Source organism: Steroidobacter sp. (assembly GCF_016790065.1).
Lineage (GTDB): Bacteria > Pseudomonadota > Gammaproteobacteria > Steroidobacterales > Steroidobacteraceae > Steroidobacter.
Genome location: NZ_JAEUPY010000531.1, coordinates 1 through 1,569, shown reverse-complemented (window position 1 = coordinate 1,569; position 1,569 = coordinate 1). Strand labels below are relative to the sequence as shown.

2 protein-coding genes are annotated in these 1,569 nt (G+C 59.7%); both read right to left on the bottom strand.

The features are described 5' to 3' along the window. A partial coding sequence (locus JNL55_RS22035) for a tannase/feruloyl esterase family alpha/beta hydrolase (protein ID WP_293858969.1) occupies positions 1–926 on the bottom strand: 926 nt, incomplete at its 3' end. 22 nt (positions 927–948) lie between these two features. Continuing rightward, a partial coding sequence (locus JNL55_RS22030; protein WP_293858966.1) for an alpha-L-rhamnosidase C-terminal domain-containing protein occupies positions 949–1,569 on the bottom strand: 621 nt, incomplete at its 5' end.

The window sequence follows — 1,569 nt, the reverse complement described above, 5'->3', positions numbered from 1 at the left end:
CCGGAGAACAGCTGGGCACCCGAGGCAGTGCGAGGCCCTTGATAGATGGCCTGCAGCGCGCCGATCTGCGGATCGGTCAAACACCACTTCGACGGTTTGCCCGTACACCGCAACTTCTCCGGCTGAAACTTACAAGCCAGTGGCGCACCGACGATCTGATCCTTCACGCCGTCGAGCGTGTCGCACTGACTGTTGACCTCGGCATCCAATGCAGCCGAGTGAGACGCAGTGACATACGCATCCGGCTTGAGCATGGCCTGTGAATTCCACAGGAAGCCGAGCATCAACCCCGTCCAGTTGTTCGCTGGCGCACCGGCGATGATGCCGTCGTAGTCTTCGGGATAACGCTGAGCCGTCATCAGCGCCTGACGACCGCCGTTGGAACAAGACGCGAAGTACGAACGCTTCGGTCCTTCGCCGTAGTAAGACTTGATGATGGCCTTGGCATTCACCGTCATTAGATGAATGGCGCGATGACCGAAGTCGATCAGCTTCTCGGGATGACCCTTAGCCCACGTGACGTCTTCGTTCGTAGTAGCCGTGTGACCAGTGTCAGTGCTCACACCAGCGTAGCCACGCTGCACGGCTTCGACCAAGCCGCCGTGATAATTGATGGAGCCGGCAAAGCCGCCGTTGCCCGCGCCCTGCAGTTTGCCGTTCCAAACAGCCGGCACCGGTAACCAGACTTCGAAACGAATATTCGAATCAGCGGTGGGCTTGATGGTGCCGATGACGCGGCAATGCTCAGGGAGCTCCGCCGGCAAAGCCCAGGGCACGCTCGGGTCTTTGAACGATCCGGCGACGATGACTGAACTCGACTCGATGGTCGTGTCCGGCAACGCTACGGATTTCAGGCTCTCGCAGGTGGCGGCATTGGCTGTCGCCGCAGCAGCGAATAGCAACAGAAAAAGAGCCCGCGGAGTCATGTTCATCTCCCTACGAATCTGGTTACTTAGCCGGCCCACACTCAAACTTGTACGCGCCGGCGGCGAGGTCAAGAACCTGATCGCCGCAGAACACCTGCGCTCTCGATCCCGGCGGGATGCCGACTTCGAGCGAAATATTCCGTCCAACGCGTTGCCACTTGGATTCGATGCGACCGACGACGGTATCGACGCTAGCTCGCACCCAATCGAGCCCATCGGGTGTGACTGGCCGAATCGTAATGCCGGCGTATCCAGGTTGAGTCGGCCGGATGCCGGCCAGGCCTTGGTAGAACCAGGAGCTGATCGAGCCCCAGTAATGATGATCGTAGGAGCGGCTTTGTAGCGACCAGCCCTCCAACATGGTCTGCAGATCGTTCTCGATCCAGTGGCCCCAGCTCGGCGCGCTGGTCTGTGTCACCAGCTTGTACACCGTATCGCTGTAGCCGAAGTCCGTGAGCAGCAATGGTAGATGGCGACCGGAGAACACGCCGGTCGAGGACAGGTGATAGTCGTTAGAGATCAGGTTGTCGTTGAGATTGCGAACGATGGCCGCGCGGTCCTCGGGCGGTGAAATGCCGAACACCACCGGCAACACATTCTGATATTGCAAGTAAGCCGACTTGCCGTCCGCGGCCGGCGTTCG